The sequence below is a fragment of the Sphingobium scionense genome, from assembly GCF_014197035.1.
Taxonomy (GTDB): Bacteria; Pseudomonadota; Alphaproteobacteria; order Sphingomonadales; family Sphingomonadaceae; genus Sphingobium; species Sphingobium scionense.
This window is the reverse complement of sequence record NZ_JACIEU010000010.1, coordinates 203870-219470: the sequence shown is the minus strand read 5'-3', so window position 1 is coordinate 219470 and position 15601 is coordinate 203870. Positions and strand designations below refer to the sequence as shown.

The window sequence follows — 15601 nt, the reverse complement described above, 5'->3', positions numbered from 1 at the left end:
CACATAATCGCCCAGTGTCGCGGGATGGAGCAGCCCGGTAGCTCGTCAGGCTCATAACCTGAAGGTCGTAGGTTCAAATCCTACTCCCGCAACCATACACACACATAAACAGCCGTCTTGGATCAGCCGCGGCGGCTTTTTTGTGCCCCGAAATCATCGCGAGCGCTCGCCCCGTTCCGCCTCAACGATCTTGCAGCCGGGCCACAGCAATCCGCGCGCAAGCCTCGTACAGACCCTGAACGCCGCTCAGCGAACCGCCCGATACCGCAACAATCGCCACCATCACGACATCACGGATCACCGGAAAGCCACCGCCGCGCAAAATCCCAATCTCCAGGTCCAAGCCTGCCTCCGCGACCAGGCCCGGATCGGACTGCGATTGCCTTTCCATGTCGCCCGCGTCGAACCGGTCTCCCGCCATTCGCGAACACCACATGAAGAACGCTGCGGGCCCATCGGCGTCGCAAGCACAAGCTTCCACGCCCCCTCAATCCCAACCGGAATGGCTGGCGCGACCGGCGGGGGAGAGGGCTTTACCGGGGCAGGGGCTTCGACCTCCAGCACCCGATGATCGGGATGGAAGCGGCTGACCGGACGCTCAGGCCAGAGCCGCCCCTCGATCATCGTCAGCAGCTTGGCCGGCGTCAGCGGCAGGTCCACCGCCACCTCTCCAAACGGCGCAAGCGCATCCGCAAACGCATCACGCACGCAACATTGCGTCTACGTGCGCAACAGGGCGTCCGCAGCCTCAGAGGCAGATGGAATCGATCGGGCGCCAGACATATTGCAAGCGTCGCCAAATAAACTGTCAGTGAGGCGCTCTACCCATCGGCTTCGCCTGCGCGGTTCGAGGTGCGCCTGCCGGTTGGTATGGCGACCTAACAGCTACATGTTCGGCAGCAGTTCTGCTCTTGACTCTGCGATGGTCTGAAAGGGGCTTCCTGCAGAGGTGCAATTCCCGGTGGGAAACTTTTGAGTTGCAGGAAAAAAGGAAGAAATGGTGCTGCCGGCGAGGATTGAACTCGCGACCTCAGCCTTACCAAGGATGCGCTCTACCACTGAGCTACGGCAGCACTCTATTTCGTCTCCGTCGCGTTGTGCGCTTCGGAGGTCGCGCCTATGGCCGCCCCCGCGCGTCCTGTCAAGGCGGGTTGCGGTAGATTATGCATTTTGCTTATGCGCTTTGTCATGAGCGAGACCCAGGACGAAAAGAAAGCCAGGCTGGCGCAGGCGCTGCGCGACAATTTGCGGCGGCGCAAGGCCCAGAGCCGCGATGTGGCGCGGGAGGGGACTGAGCCCGCCCCCGCGCCGGAACCGTCGAAAGACTGATCCGCGTTACAGGGCTGCGCAGGCCGCCTGCAGCCAGGCCAGGGCCTCGCCATCGAGCTGTGGGCCGACCACGGCCAGCACCTGCGCATGATAGGCGTCGACCCAGGCACGCTCGCCTGCATCCAGCAGGTCGGTGACGATGGCATTGCGGTCGATTGGCGCGAAGGTCAGGGTTTCAAAGCCCAGCATGGGCTTTTCGCCGCCGGCGATCGCCCGTTCCTCGACCAGCACCAGATTCTCGATGCGGATGCCATATTCGCCGGTCTTGTAATAGCCCGGCTCGTTCGAGAGGATCATGCCCGCCACCAGCGGCTCGTCGCCGCCGCCGAAGGTCGCGATCCGCTGCGGCCCTTCATGCACCGACAGGAAGCTGCCGACGCCATGGCCGGTGCCATGGGCATAATCCAGACCCTGCGCCCACAGATATTGGCGCGCCAGCACGTCGAGCTGGCCGCCGCGCGTGCCGACCGGGAAGACGGCGCGAGCAAGCGCGATATGCCCCTTCAGCACCAGGGTGAAGCGCTGCTTCATCTCTTCGCTCGGCGTACCGATGGCGATGGTGCGGGTCACGTCGGTGGTGCCGTCGCGATACTGGCCGCCCGAATCGACCAGGTAGAAGCTGCCCGTCTCGATCGGGCGGTTGGTCTTTTCCTCGACCTTGTAATGAACGACCGCGCCATTGGGGCCGGCGCCGCTGATCGTGTCGAACGACAGATCCTGCAGCAGGCCGGTATCCTGACGGAAGGCTTCCAGCCGGTCGGCCGCGCTCATCTCATCCAGGCCGCCCTTGGGAGCCTCGACCGCGATCCAGTGGAGGAAGCGGCTGAGTGCCGCGCCATCGCGCGCTTGCGCCGCCTTGTGCCCGGCGATCTCGGTATCATTCTTGATCGCCTTGGGCAGGACCACGGGGTCGCGCAGGCTGAGTATCTGCGCGCCGCCCGCGTCGAGTGCTTCGAAGATCGCGGCGACGGCGCGCTCGGGGTCGGCGACGACGCTCTTGCCGCTCAGCGCTGCCAGCGCATCGGCAAAGGCGGCGCGGTCATGGATGCGCACGGCATTGCCCAAATGCTTGGCGACCGCCTCGTCCATCTTTTCCGGCGCGACATAGAGGTCGGCGGTCGCATCGGCATGGACGATGGCATAGGCCAGCGCGACCGGGGTGCGCTCGACATCCTTGCCGCGGATGTTGAAGGCCCAGGCGATCGAATCGAGCGCGGAGAGGACGGCGGCGTCTGCCTTCTTCGACACCAGCCAGTCGGCGATATCGGCACGCTTCTCGGCCGCATTCTTGCCGGCATAGCGATCCTCATGGACCACCAGCTTGGCGTCGCTGGGCGCCGGGCGATCGGGCCAGACGGCATCGACGGGGTTGGTGTCGACCGCGACCAGCTCGGCGCCCTTGTCCGCTAGGGCCTGTGTCGCCTGCTTCACCCAGGCGCGGGTGTGCAGCCAGGAATCATAGCCGATGCGCGCGCCTTCGCCCGCATGATCCTTCAGCCAGGCGGCGATCGAGGTCTGCGGCACGCTTTGATATTGCCAATGGGCGCCGTCCACCTGCTCGCGCACCTGTAGCGTGTAGCGGCCGTCGACGAAGATCGCGGCCGCCTCCGGCAGGACCACGGCGCTGCCGGCCGAACCCTGGAAACCGGTCAGCCAGGCGAGCCGCTGGGCATAGGCGCCGACATATTCGCTCATATGCTCGTCGGTCAGGGGGACCACGAAACCATCGAGCTTCTGGCGCACCAACTGGGCACGCAGGGCCTTCAGGCGATCTTCATAACTGGACATCGAACTTCCCTTGGATCATTCCGGCCTCTTGCGTTGGCCATAATGCCGACAACATAGAGGGACCGGCACGCTTATTCCAGCGCAGCCCCCGTCTGGACCATGGATAGTTAATGACCGATCAAATGCAGCCGCCCCTGTCCCCGCCGATCGCCGAGCGCCGCGCGCACAGTTTCGCGCATCATGGCATCACGGTGGACGATCCTTACGCATGGCTGCGCGATCCCGGTTACCCTGACGTCAAGGACAAGGATGTGCTGGCCTATCTGGAGGCTGAGAACGCCTGGTTCGAGGGGGCGATGGCGCCGCACAAGCCGCTGCTCGACACGCTGTTCCACGAGATGAAGGGGCGCATCAAGGAGGATGACCAGTCGGTCCCGCAGAAGGATGGCGACTATATCTACTGGCGTGCGTTCGAGACCGGCGCCCAATATCGCAAATGGTATCGCAAGCCCGCAGCAGGCGGTGACGACCAGCTGATCCTGGACGAACCCGCACTGGCGCAGGGGCATGACTATTTCCGCCTGGGCGCCATGTCGGTCAGCCCGGACGGCCGCTACCTTGCCTATGCGATCGACACCAATGGTTCCGAACGGTTCGAGGCGCGGATCAAGGATCTCTTCTCGGGCGAAATCCTGCCCGAAGTCATTCCCGACACATTGTCGTCGCTGGTGTGGACCAGCGATTCCAAGGGGCTGCTCTATGGCCTCGCCAACGAGAATTGGCGGACCGACAATGCGCGGCTGCACTGGCTGGGCCAGGATGTCGCCAGCGACGTCGAACTGTTCCATGAGGATGACGAGGGCTTTCGCGTTTCGATCGGCCTCACTTCCTCGGAAAAATGGATCGTCATCGCGACCGGCGACCATGTCACCAGCGAAGCTTGGCTGGTGCCCGCCGACAATCCGACCGCGACGCCGCTGCTCGTCGCCGCGCGCCAGGCCGGCCGCGAATATGACGTCGATGAGCATGAGGGCACGCTCTACATCAAGACCAACGACACCCATCCCAATTTCCGACTGGTGAAGGCGACGCTGGGCGCGCCCGACCAGTGGGAGGAAGTGATCGGCGCGGACGCGCATTTCTACCTGACCGATTTCACCCTGTTCAAGACCTTCTACGTCACCGAGGGGCGGCAGGACGGGCTCGACCAGATCGAGCTGCGCGATTATGCGACCCACAGCGCCAAGCGCATTCCGTTCCCGGAAGCCAGCTATTCGGCGAGCCTCGACGACAATCCCGAATATGAGGTGACGAAGCTGCGCATCGGTTATGAATCGATGGTCACGCCCGACACCATCTATGATTATCATCTGGAAACGGGTGAGCTGGAGATACTCAAGGTCCAGGAAATTCCCTCGGGCTATGACGCCAGCCTTTATGCCACCGAGCGGCTGATGATCGCGGCGCGCGACGGCACGCAGATTCCGGTGTCGATCGTCTATCCCGCCGATTTCCCCCGCGACGGCAGCGCGCCGCTGCACCTTTATGGCTATGGCGCCTATGGTCTGGCGATGGAGCCGGGCTTCTCGACCAGCCGCCTGTCGCTGCTGGATCGCGGCTTTGCCTTTGCCATCGCCCATATTCGCGGCGGCGACGACATGGGCCAGCAATGGTATCTGGACGGCAAGCTCGACAAGCGCACCAACACCTTCACCGATTTCGTCGATGTCGCGAAGGGGCTGATCGATCTTGGCTATTCGACCAGGGGCAGGATCAGCATTTCGGGCGGATCGGCCGGCGGCGAGCTGATGGGTGCGGTTATCAACTCCGATCCCGATCTGTGGGGCGCGGTGGTGGCGCATGTGCCGTTCGTCGACGTGCTGAACACCATGCTGGACGAGACGCTTCCGCTGACGCCGGGCGAATGGCCCGAATGGGGCAATCCGATCGAGGATGAGGACGCATTCCGCACCATCCAGTCCTATGATCCCTACACCCATGTCAGTGCGCAGGCCTATCCGCCGCTGATGGTGACCGCCGGGCTCAACGATCCGCGCGTGACCTATTGGGAGCCGGCCAAATGGGTGGCGAAGCTGCGCGCGACCAAGACCGACAGCAATATCCTGTTGCTCAAGACCAATATGGGCGCAGGCCATGGCGGCAAGTCCGGGCGGTTCGAAAGCCTGCACGAAACCGCCGAGGAATTCGCGTTCATCCTGTGGCAGCTGGGAGTGGAAGGCTGATGGCGTCGAGCTTCACCAAGTCCTTCACCGCGCGGCCCGAGCATATCGATGTGCTGGGCCATGTGAACAACGCGGTGTGGGTGCAGTGGATGGAGCAATTGTCGGTCGAACATTGGACGACCGATGCCGATCCCGCCCATGTCGACGCCTATATCTGGGTCGTGACCCGGCATGAGGTCGATTATCGCGGTAACGTGACCGAGGGCGATGTCGTGTCGGGCCGCACCTGGATTCCGGAAGGACCGCGCGGCGCGCGGTTCGATCGGCTGATCGAGTTCACCGGGCCGGACGGCAAGGTGAAGGTGTCGGCCCGCTCGACCTGGGCGATGATCGACAAGGCAAGCGGTCGGCTGATGCGGGTGCCGCCCGAAGTTGCGGCGAATTTCGTCGAGGGCTGAGCCGCCGGCAGCGCTCAGCGAGTGCTGACGGCCTGTGACAGGGCGCGGGCCGCCTGCACATAGGCCGGCCCGCCGCACACGGTCCAGGCCTGGGGCAGGCTGATGCGCGGTATGTCGCGCAGCACGGGATGATGCAGCATTTCGGTGCCCTGGTCGGTGATCCGGTCGGTCGCGCTCTCGACGATCAAATAGTCGGGCCGGGCCGCGACCATTTCCTCCAGGCTGACCTGCGCGATCGCCGGCTTGCCAAGGTCGGCGGCCAGATTGCGCAGCCCCGCCCGCGTCATCAGGTCGTCGACCAGCGTGCCGGTGCCGGTCATGTAGCCGCGCCGCTGATAATAGGCAGCGACCTTCTGCCGGGGCGCTCGGGGCAGGGCCGCTAGGTCACGGTCCATCCGCGCGATCATCGCTTCGCCGCGGTCCGTGTGGCCGATCGCCTGCGCCACGGTGCGAATCGACGCGACGATATCGGCGTAGCTATCGGCGCTTTTCAGATCGACTGCGGGGTAATGTTGCGCCTTGAGGATCGCGATTGCCGGATTGCGTCGCGCCGGCATGCCGATCACCAGATCGGGATTGGTCGCCAATATCTGCTCGGCGGAACCGTTCAGAATCGGCAGCCCTCGGGTCGCGGCAGCCACCGCCGACATCTGGCGGTCCGGGGCATTATGGGTCAGGCCGGCAATCTGGTCGCGATCGGCCAGCGCCACCAGCAACTGGTCGGCGCACAGGTTCAGCGACACGATCCGTTGCGGACGTTTGCCTGCATTGGCAGGCGGACGCGTGGCGGCCGCCCATAATGTGGCACCGCCGATCAGGGCGATCATCAGGGCGATCATCCCCTTGCCGGGGCCGATGGGCGCAAATATCCGCATGGCCTTCTCCCTTAGCCGGGAGGCTGCTCCAGGCAAGGAAGATTGACGCTCCCGCCGCGCTCGCCTATCGCCCGGGCTGCGACAGGTTTCCCGGCAACGGGGATGAAAAGGGAATGGGGTTCAAGACCCCGGCTGCCCCTGCAACTGTGAGCGGCGAGCCTTTGTGCCACATGCCATTGGGGCCGCAAGGTTCTGAGAAGGCGGCACGAATAAGCGACGACCCGCAAGCCAGGAGACCTGCCCGTCGCGGTCGTCCTTCGCGCGGACAGGGTGTGCCGAGCGGACGGGGGTGAACCCGCGTGACGACAGGTGGACCGCATCTTGCGGGGGCCATGTCGCGTCCGTCCGGGCACCGATAACGTCTCCAGGATATGGTCCCTCGTCCGGGGGCTTGCATGTTCAAATATCTGACTTTCTGTTCTTTCCTTCTCTCCACCACCGCTTTCGCCGAAACGGCGCAACAGGCACCACCGCCCGATGCCGCCGCCGATGCCGGGGCATCCTCGATCCTCGTCACCGCGACCCGCCTCGCCACGCCGGTCGATCAGGTGCCGGCCTCCGTCACCGTGCTCGACAAGGCGGCGATCGACCGGGCGCAGGATCTGGGCGTCACCGAATTGCTGCTGCGCACGCCGGGCGTCAGCATCTCGCGCAACGGCGGCTATGGCACGGCGACCTCGCTGCGCATTCGGGGCGCGGAATCCGACCAGACCGTGGTGGTGATCGACGGCGTGAAGCTCAACGATCCCTCCTCGGCCGGCGGGGGCTATAATTTCGCCAACCTGCTGGTCGGCGATGCCTCGCGCATAGAAGTGCTGCGCGGCCCCCAGTCGACCCTGTGGGGCAGCCAGGCGATCGGCGGCGTCGTCAATGTCGTCACCGCCATGCCCGAACAGGCGCTGGAGGGTAGCTTCGACATAGAGGCGGGGTCGCGCGATACGGTCAGCGCCCGCGCGGCGTTGGGCGGGAAGACCGGCCCGGTCAGTTGGCGGATCGGCGGCCAGAGCTTCACCACCAACGGCATTTCGGCGATCAGCCCGGCCTTTGGCGGCAAGGAGAAGGACGGCTATACCAATCGCAGCGTCACCGGCCGGGTAGAGGTGGCTCTGGCCGACGGGATCAGCGCGGACCTGCGCGGCTATTATTCCGACGGCCGGGTCGATTTCGACGGGACCAGCGCGGACAGCCCGGCCTATGGCACCAATCGCGAATTTGTCGGCTATGCCGGTCTCAACCTGGCGCTGCTCGACGGTCGGTTCCGCAACCGTTTCGGCTATGGCTATACCGACACCGATCGTGACAATTACGACCCGCGCAACCAGCGCAAGCAGAGCTTCGATGCAGCGGGGCGCAACCAGCGGCTGGAATATCAGGGCAGCTTCGCGATCGCCGACGGCTGGACCGCGCTGTTCGGGGTGGAGAATGAGAATAGCCGCTTCCGCAGCGTGTCACCTTCGGCGTCGCTGTCGGTGCCGATTCCCGATCCGGCTCGCGGCAAGGCGGAGATCACGAGCGTCTATGGCCAGCTCAATGCCCAGCCGATTACAGGCCTGACCCTGACCGGCGGTGTGCGTTACGACGATCATGACCGCTATGGCGGCCACACCCTCTTTTCCGCCGGCGGCGTCTGGGCGCTGCCGACCGGGACGGTGCTGCGCGCCAGCTATGGCGAGGGGTTCAAGGCGCCGACCCTCTATCAGCTCTATTCCGAATATGGGAACCAGGCGCTCGATCCCGAACGCGCCCATGGCTGGGAAGCCGGCGCGGAGCAGCGTTTCTTTGGCGAGAAACTTCGGCTGGGCGCGACCTGGTTCGACCGGACCACGACCGACCAGATCATCTATAATAGCTGTTCCACCAGTTCGACCGATCCGCTCTGCTTCACGCCCGGCACCACCACTCGCCGCTATGGCTATTATCTCAATGTCGCGCGCGCCAAGGCACATGGCGTAGAGGCGCAGGCGGCGGTCGAGCCGGTCAAGGGGCTGACCATCGACGGCAATTATAGCTGGACGGTAGCGGAGGATCGTTCGGAGGGGACCGCGAACGAGGGCAACTGGCTGCCGCGTCGGCCGCGCAACAGCGCCAATGGCGCGATCAGCTATGCCTGGCCCTTCGGCCTCACCACCGGCGCGGCGGTGCGCTGGTCCGGCCACAGCTATGACAATGCGGCCAACACGACGCGGCTGGACGATTATACGCTGGTCGACCTGCGCGCCGAATATGCGCTGACTCCGGCGTTGCGGCTCTTTGCCCGCGTCGAGAATCTCTTCGACGAGAATTATATGACGGCCTATCGCTATGGCACGCTCGGCCGCAGCCTCTATGCCGGCTTCCGGGGGCGCTTCTGATGCTGCGCCCTGTCGAACCCGGCCCCGCCATCGTCACCTGCAATACCTGCCGTCATTCGGCGACGATGCGGGAGGATGAGGAGGGCGTGCGCGGCGGGGCACGACTGGCGGAGGCGCTGCGCAGCGTGCAGGCCTCCGACCCGCGCTATGCCGCCGTGGCGGTGCAGGACACGCCCTGCCTGTTCGCCTGCCAGGATCATTGCACCGTCCATCTGCGCGCGCCGGGCAAGGTCGGCTATGTTCTGGGGCGCTTTGCTCCGGATGCCGATGCGGCACGCGCGATCCTCGATTACGCCATTGCCTATACCGTCAGCGAGCATGGCCGCGTCGCCTTTCGCGAATGGCCCGAAGGCGTGAAGGGCCATTTCATCACCCGTACCCCGCCGGAAGGATTTGTCGTCGAATGAGCTTCGCCTCGATCACCGATTTCGAAAATGCCCTGGCCAACCTGCCGCCGGCCGAGGAACTGGCCAGCACGGCTGCACGGGCGCGGCAGGCCGAACTGACCAAGCCATTGGGGGCGCTCGGCCGGCTGGAGGATGTCGCGATCTTCATGGCAAGCTGGCAGGGACGCGCGGTGCCGCGCCTGAAGCGGGCGCGTGCCGCGATCTTTGCCGGCAATCATGGCTTCACCGTCCATGGCGTCAGCGCCTATCCCGCCGCCGTGACCGCGCAGATGGTCGCCAATTTCGCCGCTGGCGGCGCGGCGATCAATGCGCTGGCTGGCGTGGCGGGGCTGGAGCTGGCGGTCCGCTCCATCGACCTGGACCGGCCGACGGCGGACTTCACCATTGCCCCCGCCATGACCGAGGAGGAGTGCCTGACCGCGCTGTCGATCGGCGCGGCGGCGGCCGAGGAGGATCTGGACCTGCTGGTCGTGGGCGAAATGGGGATCGGCAATTCGACCGCCGCCGCAGCCCTGAGCGCCCGCAGCTTTGGCGGAAACGTCAGTGACTGGGTTGGTCCCGGCACGGGCGTCGATGGCGAGGGGATTGCGCGCAAGATAGCGACGATCGATCGCGCGCTGGCCTTCCATGCCGATGCGCCGGACGGTGCCTTCGAAACGCTGCGCCGGCTGGGCGGGCGCGAACTGGCGGCGATTGCCGGCGCGGTGCTGCGGGCACGCCAGCTGGGTGTGCCGGTGCTGCTCGACGGTTTCATCAGTTGCGCCGCGATCGCGCCGCTGGTGGCGCAGGTGCCGGCCTTTGCCGACCATTGCCTGGCCGGCCATTGCTCGGCCGAGCCGGGCCATGGCCTGCTGCTGGAGCGGATGGGCCTTGAACCGCTGCTGCGCCTCGACATGCGGCTGGGGGAAGGCAGCGGCGCGGCGGTAGCGGCCAATATCATCCGCGCAGCGGTGGCGGCCCATGCCGGCATGGCGACCTTTGCCGAAGCGGCGGTGTCGACCGCGACATGATGGGCATGCCGCTCCATCTGCTGCGGCATGGTGCGCCCGAGACGCCCGGCCTGTTGCTGGGGCGCACCGACAGCGTGCCGACGCGCGCGGGCATCGACGCCTGCCTGGCGCAGGCGGAGGGGCTGGAGATCGAGATGATCGTGACGTCCGACCTGCAGCGCGCCCGGCAGGCGGCGACGGCGATCGGCGAGCGCGCCGGGTTGCCGGTATGGGTCGATCCGCGCTGGCGGGAACTGGATTTCGGCATCTGGGACGGTCTGGCCCCGGCCGATGTCGATCCCGAGGCGCTCGCCCGTTTCTGGCAGGATCCCGATGGCTTCGCGCCGCCGGGCAGCGAGGGCTGGACGGCATTGTTGGGGCGGATTGCCGATGCGGTCGAGGATCTGCCGCGCGTGCCAACCTTGGTGCTGACCCATGGCGGGGCGATGCGCGCGGCGCTGGCCCATCTGTGCGGGTTCAGCGTGCAGCAGAGCTGGAGCTTCGGCCTGCCCTATGCCGCCTTGCTGTCGCTGGAACGCTGGACCGGGGAGCCGCCGCTCGCCCGTATCACGGGCCTGCGCCCATGAAGGGGCTGGTCCTTGCCATCCAGTTTCTCACCCGCCTGCCGATGCCAAAGGTGACAGCGAACGAGACAGACTTCGCACGGTCGATCCGATGGTTTCCGGCGGTCGGCGCGATGGTCGGTCTATCTGTCATGTTCGCTGTCAATCTTGGCGTGCGCATCGATCCCTGGATCGGGGCGCTGGCCGGGCTGCTCTGCTGGGTCGGCGTGACCGGGGCGCTGCATCTCGACGGGCTCGGCGACATCGCCGACGCCTGCGGCGCGGTGCATAAGGGGCGCGACCGGCTGCTGGCGGTGCTGGCCGACCCGCATGTCGGCAGTTTCGGCGTGGTGGCGATCGGCCTGCAACTGATCGCCAAGCTGCTGCTGCTCCACGCGCTGGTCGAACGGGGCATGATGCTGCCGCTGCTGCTCATTCCCTTTGCCGCGCGGATCGGGCCGCTGCTGTGGGCGCGGATGCTGCCGCCCCTGCATGCAGGGCTGGGCGCGCGCTTTGCCGATACCGTCAAAACGATCCACATCGCCCTGTGGATAAGTTTGTTGATAATCGCTGCCTGGTGGCTGCCGGCCTTGCTCGCTGCGCCGCTGCTGATGCTGCTCTGGGGCCTGTGGCTGAAGCGCAGGCTGGGCGGCATTTCCGGCGATGGCCATGGCGCGGGTATCGAACTGGTTGAAAGCGGGCTGCTTTTCGTCGTCCTGATCGCTGGCGGCGCGACATGACGGCGCGCTGGACATGGCATGGCGGCGGCGTCGCGGCGGCGAGCGCGCATTTCGGTGGCGCGCCCGAAAGCTGGCTCGACTTATCCACAGGCATCAATCCCCATGCCTGGCCCGGCGCTGCCGAGCAGGCCATCGACTGGCGCGTCTTGCCCGACGAGCAGGGGCTGCGCGCGCTCGAACAGGCGGCGGCCGATCATTTCGGCGTCGCGGCCGATCATGTCTGCGCGCTGCCGGGGACGGAGGTTGGCCTGCGCCTCGTCGGCACTTTGCTTGACGGCTCGGTCCGCCATGCCAGCCCAGCCTATCGCACCCATGGCGCGATGGTGCCCGGCGCAGCGCCGGTCGATATCGACCGTCTGGGCGATGCGGACGGGCAGACGCTTATCCTCGCCAATCCGAATAACCCCGACGGGCGCTTTCATGACGCGGCCGATCTTGTGGCACTGCTCGACCGGCGCGGGCCGGACGGCTGGCTGGTGGTGGACGAGGCCTTTGCCGATGGCCATCCCGGCATCAGCCTGGCGCCCTTCGTGGCCGACGATCGCCGCCTCATGCTGCTGCGCTCCTTCGGCAAGTTTTTCGGGCTTGCCGGCCTGCGCCTCGGCTTTCTGGTGGCGCCGCGCGCGATCATCGCGCGGGTCCGGGAGCGGCTGGGTGCCTGGCCGGTGTCGGCCGCCGCCATTGCCATCGGCACGGCCGCCTATCGCGATAGCGGTTGGATAGAAGCGATGCGCGACCAGCTCCAGCGGGAGGCGCAGGCGCTCGACGCGTTACTGGTCCACTACGGTTATCAGCCCATGGGCCAAAGCCCGCTCTTCCGCCTGATCGAAACAGCCGATGCCATGGCCCTGTTCGAGCGGCTGGCCGGGCAGGCGATCCTGACCCGGCCGTTCGAGGCCCAGCCGAACTGGCTGCGTATCGGTCTGCCTGCGGATGCTATCGGTCTTGCACGGCTGAAGCAGGCGCTCCGCCATGGCTGACCCGGTTGCGCTGATCGCGCTGACACTCGACGCAGTGGTCGGCTGGCCGGCGGCGCTTTATCGCCGGATCGGCCATCCGGTCGGCGGCTTTGCGCGTCTCATCGATCATTGTGCTGCATGCTGGAACGATCCCATCCGCAGCGCGCTTGCCCGGCGGGTTGGCGGCATCGCGACCCTGCTGGTCCTGCTGCTCGTCTCGGGTGGCGGCGGATGGCTGGTCCAGCATCTGCTGCGGCTCTGGCTGCCGGCACCCTTGAGCTGGATGCTGATCGGCCTGCTGGCCTATCCGGCGCTTGCACTGCGCAGCCTGCACAGCCATGTCCGCGCCGTCCACCGCGCATTGGTGGCCGATGATCTGCCGGCGGCGCGGGAGGCGGTCGGCATGATCGTCGGCCGCGATACCGCCAGCCTGGATGCCGCCGGCGTGACCCGCGCCGCGATCGAGAGTCTGGCGGAAAGCTTCTGCGACGGAGTCGTCGCGCCCTTCTTCTGGTTGCTGCTGCTGGGCCTGCCGGGCGTCTGGGCCTATAAGGCGATCAACACCGCCGACAGCATGATCGGCCATCGCGAAGCCCCCTGGGGGCCGTTCGGCTGGGCGGCGGCGCGCACCGATGACCTCATGAACCTGATCCCGGCGCGGCTGGCCGGTTGCCTGCTCTGCCTGGCCGGTGGTGGCGGCTGGCGGGTGATGTGGCGGGACGCGCGCAACCATGCCTCGCCCAATGCCGGCTGGCCCGAAGCGGCGATGGCGGGCGCGCTCGACCTGCGGCTGGCCGGACCGATCCGCTATGATGGCGTGCGCCATGACAAGCCCTGGATCGGCAACGGACGGACTGATGCCGATCCGCTCGACCTGCGCTGGGCGCTTGCCATCTATGTCCAGGCCTGCCTGCTGCTCTGGCTGGTGGCGGGGCTGCAGGCGCTGTTTGCCGGAGACAGGATATGACAAGCAGCCTGCTGGTGCTGGGCGGTGCGCGATCGGGCAAGAGCCGCCATGCCCAGGCGGCGGCCGAAGCGCTGCCCGGCGCGCGCCTCTTCATCGCCACGGCCGAGATTTGGGATGCGGAAATGGCCGACCGGATTGCACGGCACCGGGCCGATCGAGGGCCGGAATGGGAAACGGTGGAGGCGCCGATCGACCTGCCGGGCGCGCTCGCGGCGGCGCGGGGCAAGACCGTGCTGGTCGATTGCCTGACATTGTGGGCGAGCAACCTGCTGCTGGCGGAACGGGATGGGGAGGCTGCGGCCGATGCGCTCTGCGCCGCGATCCAGGCCCATGACGGGGCGATCATTCTGGTCGCCAATGAAGTGGGGCTGGGCATCGTGCCGGACAATGCGCTGGCACGGCGTTTTCGCGACCTGGCCGGGACGTTGAACCAGCGGGTCGCGGCGGTGGCCGATCGGGTCGTGTTCGTCGCGGCTGGTTTGCCGCTTGCCCTGAAAGGGTGAAGGGGCGGCGGACCGCCCCTTCCGGATATTAGTCGCGCAGCAGTTCGTTGATGCCGGTTTTCGACCGGGTCTGGGCGTCGACGCGCTTGACGATCACGGCGCAATAGAGGCTGGGGCCGGGCGTACCGTCGGGCAGCGGCTTGCCGGGCAGCGAGCCGGGGACGACGACCGAGTAGGGCGGCACTTCGCCGATGAAGACCTCGCCGGTGGCGCGATCGACGATCTTGGTCGACATGCCGATGAACACGCCCATCGACAGCACCGACCCCTTGCCGATGCGCACGCCTTCGACCACTTCCGAACGGGCGCCGATGAAGCAGTCATCCTCGATGATGACCGGATCGGCCTGCAGCGGTTCCAGCACGCCGCCAATGCCGACGCCCCCCGACAGATGGACATTCTTGCCGATCTGGGCGCAGCTGCCGACCGTCACCCAGGTGTCGACCATCGTGCCTTCATCGACGAAGGCGCCGATGTTGACGAAGCTGGGCATCAGGATGACATTCTTGGCGATGTGCGATCCGGCGCGGGCGAAGCTGCCCGGCACGGCGCGGAAACCGGCGGCGCGGAAGGCAGCCTCGTCCCAGCCGGCGAACTTGCTCGGCACCTTGTCCCACCAGTGGCCGGCGCCCGGACCATTGTCGATCATGACATTGTCGTTGAGGCGGAAGGAGAGCAGCACGGCCTTCTTCGCCCACTGGTTGACCTGCCAGCCAGCCTCAGTGGGCTCGGCGACGCGCAACTCGCCCTTGTCGAGCAGGGCCAGCGCCTTGTCGACCGCCTGGCGGACTTCGCCCTGGGTCGACAGGTTGATGTTGGCCCGGTCCTCCCAGGCGGCGTCGATGATCGCGATAAGGTCTTGGCTCATGGTCTTTCCCCAAAAATATTCGCCAGGAACGGCGTCAGATGGTCGGTTTCATAATCGATGAAATCGGGATGATGATCGTGATTGCCCGCTTCCGACCCGTTATTGACCCAGATGGTGGTCATGCCGATCGCCTTGGCAGGCTTCAGATTGCGCGCCATGTCCTCGAAAAAGGCGGCGCGGGTCGGGTCGACGGCGTGGACGCTGCACAACTCGGCATAGCCCGACGGATCGGGCTTGGGCACATAGCGGCAGGCATGGATGTCGTGGATCAGTTCGAACGCGCCGGCGAGGCCCAGCCGGTCGAGCACGCGGCCGGCATAGGTGGCGTCGCCATTGGTGAAGATCAGCCGGCGGCCGGGCAGGGCGGCGATATGGGCGTTGAGATCGGGATCGACCGCCAGCCGCTCCATCGAAATATCGTGGACATAGTCGAGAAATGCGCGCGGCTCGATGCCATGATGGTGCATCAGCCCGGACAGGGTCGTGCCATGCTCCATGAAATAGCGTTTCTGGACAGTCCGCGCCTCGGCCGGGTCGCAGCCCAGCAGGCCCTGGATGAACTCGCCCATCTTCACGTCGATCAGCGCGAACAGGTCCGCCTTCGCCGGATAGAGCGTATTGTCCAGATCGAAGATCCAGGTGTCGACATGGGCCAGGTCCGCGCGCATGGCCGCGCCCTAA

At 66.2% G+C, this 15601-nt stretch carries 16 protein-coding genes, 2 tRNA genes and 1 riboswitch; of the genes, 12 read left to right on the top strand and 6 right to left on the bottom strand.

Features of this window, described 5'->3' with window-relative positions:
• Nucleotides 1-18 precede the first annotated feature (18 nt).
• Nucleotides 19-95: transfer RNA gene (locus tag GGQ90_RS13970), tRNA-Met, on the top strand.
• A gap of 86 nt (nucleotides 96-181) precedes the next feature.
• Here GGQ90_RS13970 and GGQ90_RS13965 read toward each other — a convergent pair.
• Both GGQ90_RS13965 and GGQ90_RS13960 read right to left on the bottom strand, forming a co-directional pair.
• Nucleotides 182-421, bottom strand: coding sequence for a hypothetical protein (locus tag GGQ90_RS13965; RefSeq protein ID WP_188082692.1), 240 nt, complete (start codon nucleotides 419-421; stop codon nucleotides 182-184).
• A gap of 577 nt (nucleotides 422-998) precedes the next feature.
• Nucleotides 999-1073: transfer RNA gene (locus tag GGQ90_RS13960), tRNA-Thr, on the bottom strand.
• A 115-nt stretch (nucleotides 1074-1188) separates the two neighbouring features.
• Here GGQ90_RS13960 and GGQ90_RS13955 point away from each other — a divergent pair.
• Nucleotides 1189-1329 carry a hypothetical protein gene (locus GGQ90_RS13955; protein WP_180275829.1) on the top strand — a complete coding sequence of 47 codons (141 nt, stop codon included), beginning with the start codon at nucleotides 1189-1191 and terminating at the stop codon, nucleotides 1327-1329.
• A gap of 6 nt (nucleotides 1330-1335) precedes the next feature.
• Here the strand turns inward: GGQ90_RS13955 and GGQ90_RS13950 are convergent, their stop codons facing one another.
• Complete coding sequence (locus tag GGQ90_RS13950) at nucleotides 1336-3117, bottom strand: aminopeptidase P family protein (protein ID WP_188082691.1); 1782 nt, start codon at nucleotides 3115-3117, stop codon at nucleotides 1336-1338.
• A 110-nt stretch (nucleotides 3118-3227) separates the two neighbouring features.
• Between GGQ90_RS13950 and GGQ90_RS13945 the strand changes: the two genes are divergently transcribed.
• Together GGQ90_RS13945 and GGQ90_RS13940 are read left to right on the top strand one after the other, a co-directional pair.
• A complete protein-coding gene (locus GGQ90_RS13945; protein ID WP_188082690.1) occupies nucleotides 3228-5300 on the top strand; it encodes a S9 family peptidase in 2073 nt (690 codons plus the stop codon).
• Entirely contained in the window at nucleotides 5300-5698 is a 399-nt protein-coding gene (locus tag GGQ90_RS13940) for an acyl-CoA thioesterase (RefSeq protein WP_188082689.1), read from the top strand. The genes GGQ90_RS13945 and GGQ90_RS13940 overlap by 1 nt, the downstream gene beginning before the upstream one ends.
• A gap of 14 nt (nucleotides 5699-5712) precedes the next feature.
• Here GGQ90_RS13940 and GGQ90_RS13935 read toward each other — a convergent pair whose 3' ends face one another.
• Nucleotides 5713-6573, bottom strand: coding sequence for an ABC transporter substrate-binding protein (locus GGQ90_RS13935; RefSeq protein WP_188082688.1), 861 nt, complete (start codon nucleotides 6571-6573; stop codon nucleotides 5713-5715).
• Nucleotides 6574-6639: 66 nt separating this feature from the next.
• Nucleotides 6640-6832, top strand: a riboswitch (cobalamin riboswitch).
• A 136-nt stretch (nucleotides 6833-6968) separates the two neighbouring features.
• On the opposite strand from GGQ90_RS13935, the gene GGQ90_RS13930 reads away from it, so the two are divergent.
• From GGQ90_RS13930 to cobU, 8 genes are read left to right on the top strand one after another with little or no spacing between them, the layout of a single operon-like run.
• The gene (locus GGQ90_RS13930) at nucleotides 6969-8924 is read left to right on the top strand and encodes a TonB-dependent receptor (protein ID WP_188082687.1); all 1956 of its coding nucleotides are present in this window, start codon (nucleotides 6969-6971) and stop codon (nucleotides 8922-8924) included.
• Complete coding sequence (locus GGQ90_RS13925) at nucleotides 8924-9331, top strand: DUF1636 domain-containing protein (RefSeq protein ID WP_188082686.1); 408 nt, start codon at nucleotides 8924-8926, stop codon at nucleotides 9329-9331. Before GGQ90_RS13930 ends, GGQ90_RS13925 begins: the two co-directional genes overlap by 1 nt.
• Nucleotides 9328-10341: a nicotinate-nucleotide--dimethylbenzimidazole phosphoribosyltransferase gene (gene cobT / locus GGQ90_RS13920; protein WP_188082685.1), complete on the top strand. Its 1014-nt coding sequence runs from the start codon at nucleotides 9328-9330 to the stop codon at nucleotides 10339-10341. Before GGQ90_RS13925 ends, cobT begins: the two co-directional genes overlap by 4 nt.
• Nucleotides 10338-10907, top strand: a complete 570-nt coding sequence (locus GGQ90_RS13915; protein WP_004209730.1) for a histidine phosphatase family protein — start codon at nucleotides 10338-10340, stop codon at nucleotides 10905-10907. The genes cobT and GGQ90_RS13915 overlap by 4 nt, the downstream gene beginning before the upstream one ends.
• Nucleotides 10904-11623 (top strand): adenosylcobinamide-GDP ribazoletransferase, encoded by a 720-nt coding sequence (locus GGQ90_RS13910; protein WP_188082684.1) that lies wholly within the window; start codon nucleotides 10904-10906, stop codon nucleotides 11621-11623. The genes GGQ90_RS13915 and GGQ90_RS13910 overlap by 4 nt, the downstream gene beginning before the upstream one ends.
• Nucleotides 11620-12603 carry a threonine-phosphate decarboxylase gene (locus GGQ90_RS13905; RefSeq protein WP_188082683.1) on the top strand — a complete coding sequence of 328 codons (984 nt, stop codon included), beginning with the start codon at nucleotides 11620-11622 and terminating at the stop codon, nucleotides 12601-12603. The genes GGQ90_RS13910 and GGQ90_RS13905 overlap by 4 nt, the downstream gene beginning before the upstream one ends.
• Nucleotides 12596-13549: an adenosylcobinamide-phosphate synthase CbiB gene (cbiB, locus tag GGQ90_RS13900; protein ID WP_188082682.1), complete on the top strand. Its 954-nt coding sequence runs from the start codon at nucleotides 12596-12598 to the stop codon at nucleotides 13547-13549. Before GGQ90_RS13905 ends, cbiB begins: the two co-directional genes overlap by 8 nt.
• The gene (cobU, locus tag GGQ90_RS13895) at nucleotides 13546-14052 is read left to right on the top strand and encodes a bifunctional adenosylcobinamide kinase/adenosylcobinamide-phosphate guanylyltransferase (protein WP_188082681.1); all 507 of its coding nucleotides are present in this window, start codon (nucleotides 13546-13548) and stop codon (nucleotides 14050-14052) included. Before cbiB ends, cobU begins: the two co-directional genes overlap by 4 nt.
• A 28-nt stretch (nucleotides 14053-14080) precedes the next feature.
• On the opposite strand, the gene dapD is transcribed toward cobU, so the two are convergent.
• On the bottom strand, nucleotides 14081-14920 hold the full coding sequence (dapD, locus tag GGQ90_RS13890; RefSeq protein WP_188082680.1) for a 2,3,4,5-tetrahydropyridine-2,6-dicarboxylate N-succinyltransferase: 840 nt from the start codon (nucleotides 14918-14920) through the stop codon (nucleotides 14081-14083).
• Complete coding sequence (locus GGQ90_RS13885) at nucleotides 14917-15588, bottom strand: pyrimidine 5'-nucleotidase (protein ID WP_188082679.1); 672 nt, start codon at nucleotides 15586-15588, stop codon at nucleotides 14917-14919. Before GGQ90_RS13885 ends, dapD begins: the two co-directional genes overlap by 4 nt.
• Nucleotides 15589-15601: the final 13 nt, after the last annotated feature.

What these genes read in the sequence shown, in the direction of transcription:
- dapD (WP_188082680.1), bottom strand. Translation starts at nt 14,920, where the DNA reads ATGAGCCAAGACCTTATCGCGATCATCGACGCCGCCTGGGAGGACCGG.
- GGQ90_RS13965 (WP_188082692.1), bottom strand. Translation starts at nt 421, where the DNA reads ATGGCGGGAGACCGGTTCGACGCGGGCGACATGGAAAGGCAATCGCAG.
- cobU (WP_188082681.1), top strand. Translation starts at nt 13,546, where the DNA reads ATGACAAGCAGCCTGCTGGTGCTGGGCGGTGCGCGATCGGGCAAGAGC.
- GGQ90_RS13950 (WP_188082691.1), bottom strand. Translation starts at nt 3,117, where the DNA reads ATGTCCAGTTATGAAGATCGCCTGAAGGCCCTGCGTGCCCAGTTGGTG.
- GGQ90_RS13910 (WP_188082684.1), top strand. Translation starts at nt 10,904, where the DNA reads ATGAAGGGGCTGGTCCTTGCCATCCAGTTTCTCACCCGCCTGCCGATG.
- GGQ90_RS13925 (WP_188082686.1), top strand. Translation starts at nt 8,924, where the DNA reads ATGCTGCGCCCTGTCGAACCCGGCCCCGCCATCGTCACCTGCAATACC.
- GGQ90_RS13885 (WP_188082679.1), bottom strand. Translation starts at nt 15,588, where the DNA reads ATGCGCGCGGACCTGGCCCATGTCGACACCTGGATCTTCGATCTGGAC.
- cobT (WP_188082685.1), top strand. Translation starts at nt 9,328, where the DNA reads ATGAGCTTCGCCTCGATCACCGATTTCGAAAATGCCCTGGCCAACCTG.
- GGQ90_RS13935 (WP_188082688.1), bottom strand. Translation starts at nt 6,573, where the DNA reads ATGCGGATATTTGCGCCCATCGGCCCCGGCAAGGGGATGATCGCCCTG.
- GGQ90_RS13915 (WP_004209730.1), top strand. Translation starts at nt 10,338, where the DNA reads ATGATGGGCATGCCGCTCCATCTGCTGCGGCATGGTGCGCCCGAGACG.
- cbiB (WP_188082682.1), top strand. Translation starts at nt 12,596, where the DNA reads ATGGCTGACCCGGTTGCGCTGATCGCGCTGACACTCGACGCAGTGGTC.
- GGQ90_RS13955 (WP_180275829.1), top strand. Translation starts at nt 1,189, where the DNA reads ATGAGCGAGACCCAGGACGAAAAGAAAGCCAGGCTGGCGCAGGCGCTG.
- GGQ90_RS13945 (WP_188082690.1), top strand. Translation starts at nt 3,228, where the DNA reads ATGACCGATCAAATGCAGCCGCCCCTGTCCCCGCCGATCGCCGAGCGC.
- GGQ90_RS13940 (WP_188082689.1), top strand. Translation starts at nt 5,300, where the DNA reads ATGGCGTCGAGCTTCACCAAGTCCTTCACCGCGCGGCCCGAGCATATC.
- GGQ90_RS13905 (WP_188082683.1), top strand. Translation starts at nt 11,620, where the DNA reads ATGACGGCGCGCTGGACATGGCATGGCGGCGGCGTCGCGGCGGCGAGC.
- GGQ90_RS13930 (WP_188082687.1), top strand. Translation starts at nt 6,969, where the DNA reads ATGTTCAAATATCTGACTTTCTGTTCTTTCCTTCTCTCCACCACCGCT.